Below are 7,131 nucleotides of genomic sequence, written 5' to 3'. Positions count from 1 at the left end.
GTCGCGCCAGAAACGCTCGATCGGATAGTCGCGCAAGTAGCCGTAGCCGCCGAACATCTGCAGCGCGCGGTCTCCTGGATCGCGATCTGGTCCTCGGTCAGCCCGAACTGTTCGGTCATCTCAGCCTCGTTGTTGAATTTTCGTCTAAAAGTTCAATTAAATATGGAATATGTATGTATCACGAAAATTAAATCACGATATAATCATTAAAATTATATCTACTTTATTAAAAGTATTGGAAATTTACATACAATAAAAAGTTTTTTAATTTCATATGTTGTGCGTCATAATTAATCATTTATTTAAAAATGCGAGACCAGCGGGAGAGAAAGCTGGTCTCGCTAGGTGGGTTGCAAAAATCAGCCGACCAGTTCGATGATGTCCTTGCCGAACAGTTCCTCGTCCGAGGGAATCTTCTTGTGTTCGGGCAGCGGCTTGGAGACCCAGGTCTCGTTGATGAGATCGCGCCAGGTAACGTTGTTGTTGGTGGCGTTGCCGCCCCACGAACCACAGCCCAGCGAGAAGGTCTGGCGCATGCCGTTCCACAGGTTGCCCGAGTTCGAGGCCGACTGCGGCTGGTTGACCATCACGCGGCTGGTTTTGGTGTGCATGGCCAGCTTCATGATGTTCTCGTCGGACTGCGAATAGATACCGCAGGAGTGGCCCTGGCCCTGGTAGGCCTGGATCGCATTGGTCAGCTCGATCGCCTCGTCGAGGTCCTTGGCACGGTAGAGCGCCATGGTGACGGTCATCTTCTCGCCTGAGAACGGGTGTTCCTTGCCGTGCCCGGTTTCGGGAACGATGAAGAAATTCGTACCTTCGGGGATCGTGAAGCCGGCGTAGTCGGCAATGAACTGCGGCGACTGGGCAACAACCTTGGCATTGATGTGCTCGCCGTCTTCCCAGATGGCGTTCTGCAGCTTGGTCTTGTCCTCGCCCTCAATGATGTAGCCGCCCTTTTCCTGCAGCTTGGCCAGCATCTTGTCGTAGATCGCGTCGAGCAGGATCACGGCGTTGTCGGAAGAGCACGAAGCCGCATAGTCGAGCGTCTTGGACAACAGGATCTTGGCTGCCGCGTCATCGAGGTCGGCCGTGTCGTCAACAGTAATGACGGCATTGCCGACGCCCACGCCAAGCGCCGGGGTGCCCGACGAGTAGGCAGCCTTCACCATCGGCGTGCCGCCGGTGGCGAGGATGCGATCGCACTGCTTCATGACTTCGTTGGTCTTCTCGACCGAGGGCTGCTCGATCGGGATCACGAGGTCGGCGGGGGCACCCATCTTGACCAGCGCGTCGCGCATCAGGTTGCAGATCTTGGCGTTGATGAACTTGGCGCGCGGGTGCGGGCAGATAATGATCGAGTTGCGGCCCTTAACGGCGCTGATCGCCTTGATGACCGGGGTCGCCTCGGGGTTGGTCGAAGGCGACAGGGCACCGATCACGCCCACCGGCTTGGCAATCTTCACGAGGTTGCGCTCGCGGTCTTCTTCGATCACGCCCACCGACTTGTCGTGGATGATGTCCATCAGCGTAGCACGGGTCTTGACCGAGATCTTCTTGAACTTGCCCTCATAGTTGCCAAGCTGCGTTTCCTCGACGGTCTCACGCGCGATCTCTTCGTCCATGCCCGGCTTGCAGACGGCATAGACCATGCCCTTGATCCAGGTATCGACCTGCTCCTGGGTCGCGTTCTCGATCTGCTGCTGCGCCGCGCGCGAGCGGGCAACCAGTTCCGCGACTTCAGCGGTAACGGGGGTTTCTGCTACGAGTTCAGCGGTGGCCATACATGATATCCTCTAACCCGGATGAGTGCGATTGGTTGTCAATTAATCGCTCGATTAAACGGCCTGATAAATAGCTTGCGAGCTTGCAGGCAAACAGTATTTTTGCCACCATTGCCTGCAATTATGCAGACACCTGACTGGAACGACTACCAGACATTTCTGGCTATCGCGCACCAAGGCCAGATCGGCCGGGCTGCACGATACATGGGTGTCGATGCGACAACGATTGGCCGGCGGTTACGCCGACTGGAGGCACGTTTAGGCCAAACCTTGTTTGAGCAGACAAGAGAAGGGCAAATCCTCACGGAAGCCGGCGAAGCCCTGTTCGCGCATGTCGAGGCAATGTCCATCGCAGCCGGACATATTGCAGTACCGGCCAGAAGCCGGGAGGGCCCGGCGGGAACATTGCGGATAAGCGTCTCCGAAGGCTTCGGAACATGGTTTCTTGCGTCGCGGTTGCAAGAATTTTCAGCGCGTTACCCCAACGTGACTGTCGATCTTGTCGCAAGCAGCAACTATCTAAATCTTTCTCGCCGGGAAGCGGATGTTGCGGTGTTCCTATCTCGTCCCCAGGCTGGTCCACTGGTGGCTACAAAGCTGGCACCCTACAAGCTCGGGCTGTATGCCGGGCGAAGTTATCTTGCACGTTTTGCTACACCGCGTTCTGTAACAGAACTAAGCACTCACCATCTTGTCGGGTATATTCCTGACCTTTTGACAGCGCCTGAGTTGCGTTACGCTGAGGAAATTCACCCTGAGTGTCGGGTGGCACTTCGATCGACAAGTATCAATGCCCAGTTCGCAATGCTTGCGAGTGGTGGAGGGATTGGCATTTTGCCGTGTTTCATTGGGGACTCATCATCGAAACTGAGGCGAGTGCTGTCCGAAGTGGAACTGACCCGGAGTCTCTGGCTCGTAACACACAAGGACACGCAGCAACTCGCCAAAGTGACGGCTTTTGGTTCGTGGCTGCGGGAGTTGCTTGAAGGCGGGGGGGCGAACAAGCTGCTTGGGCGGCGGTAGGAATTCCGCTACCGTGCTTGTTATTACCAGGCAACGAAATGTTTCCCAGCAAGATATCGGGAATCACAAGGCCATCTGCATTATATCCTCAGCGTCCATTTGGAAAATCAGAGGTGAGCATTTCGGCGTAGGAGATTGCCACCCATGCCGACGAGTATCATGGCCTGCGAGACGTCGATGCGCTTATCGCAGTACGGACAAATCGGCGCCATCGGATCATCCAGCCACAAGTCCGCCTGACGACCTATCGTCGGGACAGAACCTTGAAGCCCTGTTGGTCTGAGCCAAGGCTCCAGCCGGCGGTGGGCCATCGACGGGCACACGACACGCCATCCCGGCTACGGCCTCTCCCAGAAAATCCGCAAGCGGATCAAGGAGGTGTTCGGATGGGCACAGACCTGCGGCACTATCCGCAAAACCCGCCAACGCGTGCAGCAGCGCGTCGGATGGTCCTTCACGCCGCCAACGCCCTCGTCAGGCTGCCAAAACTGCTCGCAGCGGCCTAGCCCTGCGCCTCACATCGCCAAGGGCTGGCGAAATGTGCCCCCTCCTGGCAGGCCCGCCTCCCAGTATGACGGAAGGCCTCAGCTGGAAGCGGTAAAAACGGGAGCAAGGAATAGGTCTGCCGTGCCCTTTTCCGCAGGCTGTTAAACGGCGAACCGTCTTCGAACAGCAATAACAGGGCTGCGAGTACGTGATCGAGCACGATCATATGGCAGGCTGGTCGTTGGCTTACCGGGTTAAACCCGAAGCCTTCCGGTTACGATTGAGCGGCTTCGAACATGTCCATCATGTCGGCGTAGTGCGGCTGGTGATGGCAAATGCCGCCATCGGCCGAAATGATCTGTCCGGTAACGAAGCTAGACAGGTCAGATGCCAGCCACAGCACAGCCCCTGCGATATCGTCGGCGGAGCTTTCTCTTGGCAATAGGACATGACGCTGGATCATGCCGAGTTGTTCGGCAGTCATTTGCGCGCGTGCAACCGGACTGAGGACCAGGCCGGGAAGGATTGCGTTGCAGCGTATATTGGCGCGCCCGAATTGTGCCGCCGTGTTGCGGGTGAGTGCGTTCACTGCTGCCTTGGACGCGCTGTAAGCCGGATTTAGGACATCGCCTAGAAGCGATACGCCCGAGCTGGTATTGATGATCGAACCACCGCCGGCGGCGATCATGTGCGGGACGACATGCTTGGTGACCAGCATGGTACCCCGCGTGTTGATGTCGAAAGCGGCATCCCAGACCTCTGGCTCCATTTCGGTGAGGGCCCCGTCGCGGGTCATCTGCGCGGCGCCGGTATTGGCGGCGTTGTTGTGAAGGATGTCGACTCTGCCGAACTCTGCGGCGGCGGCGGCTGCCATCGCCGCAACGCTGGCCTCGTTACCCAGATCAACCTGGAGCGCGATGGCCGTGCCGCCCGCTTCGCCGATTTCGCTGGCGACGCGCCGCGCACCGTCGAGATTGATGTCGGCGATGACCACCGATGCACCGTGCGATGCCAGCATTTTGCCGCAGGCCTCACCGATATTGGCGCCGCCACCAGTCACGATCGCGAATTTTCCTTTGACCAGCCCCATAGTCATTCTCCGAGAAGCTGCCACGTGCCATAATCCTCCGCAGCCGTAAAAAAGCGCTCATTCATGGGTACGCCGTTCTGGCCCCACGCATCGAGATTGGCGACCCATGCTTGCAGGCCATACATTGTGAACAGGCGGGTTTGTTCCCAGGCCTCCTCAAAGCTGGGCACGCCCAAGGCACCCGTGGCGATAAGATATTCGCGATATTGCTTCACAATGTCCTTGTGGTGTTTGCGACGCTCTTCGATGGTAAGGGCGCCGATCACGAAATAGGTGAGGTCGCGCCACGGCCTGCCACGCCGGACCAACTGCCAGTCGAGCCACAAGCGTTCGCCGCTGGGCAGGATATAAGTGTTGCCCTGATGGCAGTCGCCCAGCACGATGCAGTAAGGCGCGTCGTAGGCGCGGTCGATTTCGCCCAGCCGGTCGAAGGCACGTTCCACCTTGCGCGGATCGTCGAGATAATGCTGCGGGGCAATCTCGCAGAAGGCTGGATCCTTCAGATTGGCCTCGATCCATTGCCACATGATCCGCACCTGATCGGAATCGCATGGTGTATCCATCTGCGTCTGCAACCATGGAGCGTTGGCGGGGCTGATCTTGTCGCTGCCCCACAGACTGCCATGCAGCGTGGCCAAGCCTTCAAGAGTCTGCATGATCATTTCGACGCCATTGTCGTCGGTGCTATGGCCAAACTTGCCGCCGCGCTGGACGAGATCCTCAAGCACGATGAGGCCGTGCGCGGTGCCGTCGTCGTCCCAATCAGCGTAGTAGCAATTGGCGGTGGGGACTTTCATTTCCTTGGCCATGAAATGATAGAACCGCGCTTCCAGCGCATGAATATCCACATTGTCGAACGAGCCTGACCAGTTTGCCTTCATGCACAGATGAGCAGGCAGCCCGGCGGCCTGCCCGGCATCGTTCCAGTCAACCTTGATCCGCCACTTCGTTGTATGGCTGTTGAGAAGCTGAACCGTTTCCATGCTTCTGGCCTCGACGCCCGGATATTTGTAGCTCATCATCTTGCTGAGCCAAGCAGCGTCGACATCGTTCATCGACGTCGGCAAATGGCCTGTGCGTGCCGGATACGGACGGGGCACACAATTGGGGTCGATCACCGGATTGTGATAGAGGGCGGGCGCCTGAGGATCCATTTTCAAACTCCTTGCAAATTCTGAACGTGTTATCGGACGCAAGACCATCATCGGCTGAATGGCGCCTCAAATATTGACCCGCATCGCCGCAGATCTCAGGCACTCAGCCGATCAGTATCGTGGGAACGCACTAACGGTCAGCGCTTGAGCAAACACCAGCCCGCGTAAGGCCGACCATGCAAATCCTTCGCGGACCGCTTCGATCCGCAACCGGGCGGGCCAGATCGCCGGACGCATTCCGAAACCGGTCCGCCCAGTCCAATCAGCCGCCTCGGCGCTTTGCTTCCGCAACCATGCGGAACAGGCCTTCGTTATAACTGGTGAGCTGTTCCATGGACAGGTTGCGATAGGGTGTCATCGGGCACAGCGAATCGACGACGCCCCAGAATGGTTCAATCTGTTCCAGTACATCATCGACCGGGCCGCACTTCACGAAGGCCTGCACCATCTCGTCGCTGACCTTGTCGATCACCCCGGATACATCGCCATGTTCACCCGCTGCGAGCTGGCAATCGCGGGCAAGATCGCCAAAGCCGATAGAATCGAAAAAGCTCTCGTATTCCTTGTAGCCGGCATAACCGGCTACGGTCGCACGGCTGTCATCAATCGCCTGCTGCTTGTCGTCATTGATGGCGATCCAGGGCCAGGCGTTGATTTCGACTTCGTCGCGCTTGCGCCCAAATCGGGCAAGTTCCGCCTCGATGAAGGACTTCTTCTGGACTGTGTAATCCACCGTCCACAATGCGTGAACCATCAGCCCATCGGCGATTTCCAGGGTCAAGCTGGTCAGCTTGTCCTTGAGCGCGGCAATCCAGATCGGAATGTGCTCGCGCACGGGCGGAGGCGTCATCATTTTCTCGGTCCATGCAAGGTCGTAATATTCGCCATGCAGCGGTACCATTTCCTTGTGGCCATTCGCGTTGACGTAGCGGACGATCTTCACGACCTCGCGCAAATGGGTGAGCAATTTGCGGCGCGGCTCGCCATAGATGCCTTCCAGCGCGCTGTGCAGCGAAGTGCCGAGACCAAGCACAAACCGGCCCTGGCTGATGGTGTCGAGCTCAATGGCTGCATAGGCGGTTTCCACCGGGCTGCGGGTTCCCGCAACGGCGATGCCGGTTGAAACCTTCAGCGTGTCGGTCATGGCGGCAACGGCGGCCATCGGCACGAAAGGTGGGCCGTAAATCTGGAGCGAGAAGCAACCTTCGAAGCCAACCTGCTCCATCTGCTTTGCCATGCCACCCAACACCGGGGCGGGAAGGACGGGCAACACACCCCACCAGCGGCGCTCGCCGCCCGTGGCATTGGTAAGCTTGGTCATTGCGTTCGTATCCCATGATGTCTTTGCAAACGGCGCGGGCGATATCGCGCCAAGTGAAGCCGGAGCGCGCCTGTCTTTCGGTAAGTGCGGGCATCAAAAAGAGTGATATTTCTTCCAGGCGCTGATGGGCGGGTGCCAAATACAGATTGCAGACCTCTGCTGCATGCAACGGGCGGGGGCGGATAATTCCACACGCCCGTGCGCATATCGTCGGATAGGTGGCGTTTGGATTTCCCTGCGCTTTACCCTCACCAAATTCCTCTCTTAGTAATA

Annotated in this window: 5 protein-coding genes and 2 pseudogenes; 2 read left to right on the top strand and 5 right to left on the bottom strand. The window is 57.9% G+C overall.

Features of this window, described 5'->3' with window-relative positions:
* Both IEX64_RS21825 and IEX64_RS21820 read right to left on the bottom strand, forming a co-directional pair.
* Nucleotides 1-72: pseudogene (locus IEX64_RS21825) on the bottom strand (acyl-CoA dehydrogenase family protein); the annotation flags it as partial.
* Between the two features lie 287 nt (nt 73-359).
* Nucleotides 360-1,784, bottom strand: a complete 1,425-nt coding sequence (locus tag IEX64_RS21820) for an aldehyde dehydrogenase family protein (RefSeq protein ID WP_188823264.1) — start codon at nt 1,782-1,784, stop codon at nt 360-362.
* A gap of 123 nt (nt 1,785-1,907) precedes the next feature.
* Here IEX64_RS21820 and IEX64_RS21815 point away from each other — a divergent pair, with 123 nt between their 5' ends.
* On the top strand, nt 1,908-2,807 hold the full coding sequence (locus IEX64_RS21815) for a LysR family transcriptional regulator (RefSeq protein ID WP_188823262.1): 900 nt from the start codon (nt 1,908-1,910) through the stop codon (nt 2,805-2,807).
* A 297-nt stretch (nt 2,808-3,104) separates the two neighbouring features.
* A pseudogene (locus tag IEX64_RS24530) lies at nt 3,105-3,313 on the top strand (IS5/IS1182 family transposase); the annotation flags it as partial.
* 254 nt (nt 3,314-3,567) lie between these two features.
* On the opposite strand, the gene IEX64_RS21805 reads toward IEX64_RS24530, so the two are convergent.
* From IEX64_RS21805 to IEX64_RS21795, 3 genes are all read right to left on the bottom strand, one after another.
* Nucleotides 3,568-4,383, bottom strand: a complete 816-nt coding sequence (locus IEX64_RS21805) for an SDR family NAD(P)-dependent oxidoreductase (protein WP_229710638.1) — start codon at nt 4,381-4,383, stop codon at nt 3,568-3,570.
* Nucleotides 4,384-4,385: 2 nt separating this feature from the next.
* Nucleotides 4,386-5,537 (bottom strand): oxidoreductase family protein, encoded by a 1,152-nt coding sequence (locus tag IEX64_RS21800; RefSeq protein WP_188823258.1) that lies wholly within the window; start codon nt 5,535-5,537, stop codon nt 4,386-4,388.
* Nucleotides 5,538-5,799: 262 nt separating this feature from the next.
* Nucleotides 5,800-6,858, bottom strand: coding sequence for an LLM class flavin-dependent oxidoreductase (locus tag IEX64_RS21795; protein WP_188823256.1), 1,059 nt, complete (start codon nt 6,856-6,858; stop codon nt 5,800-5,802).
* Nucleotides 6,859-7,131 lie beyond the last annotated feature (273 nt).

Origin of the sequence: Novosphingobium indicum, from assembly GCF_014645195.1 — a bacterium.
Lineage (GTDB): Bacteria > Pseudomonadota > Alphaproteobacteria > Sphingomonadales > Sphingomonadaceae > Novosphingobium > Novosphingobium indicum.
This window is presented reverse-complemented; position numbering and strand designations above follow the sequence as displayed.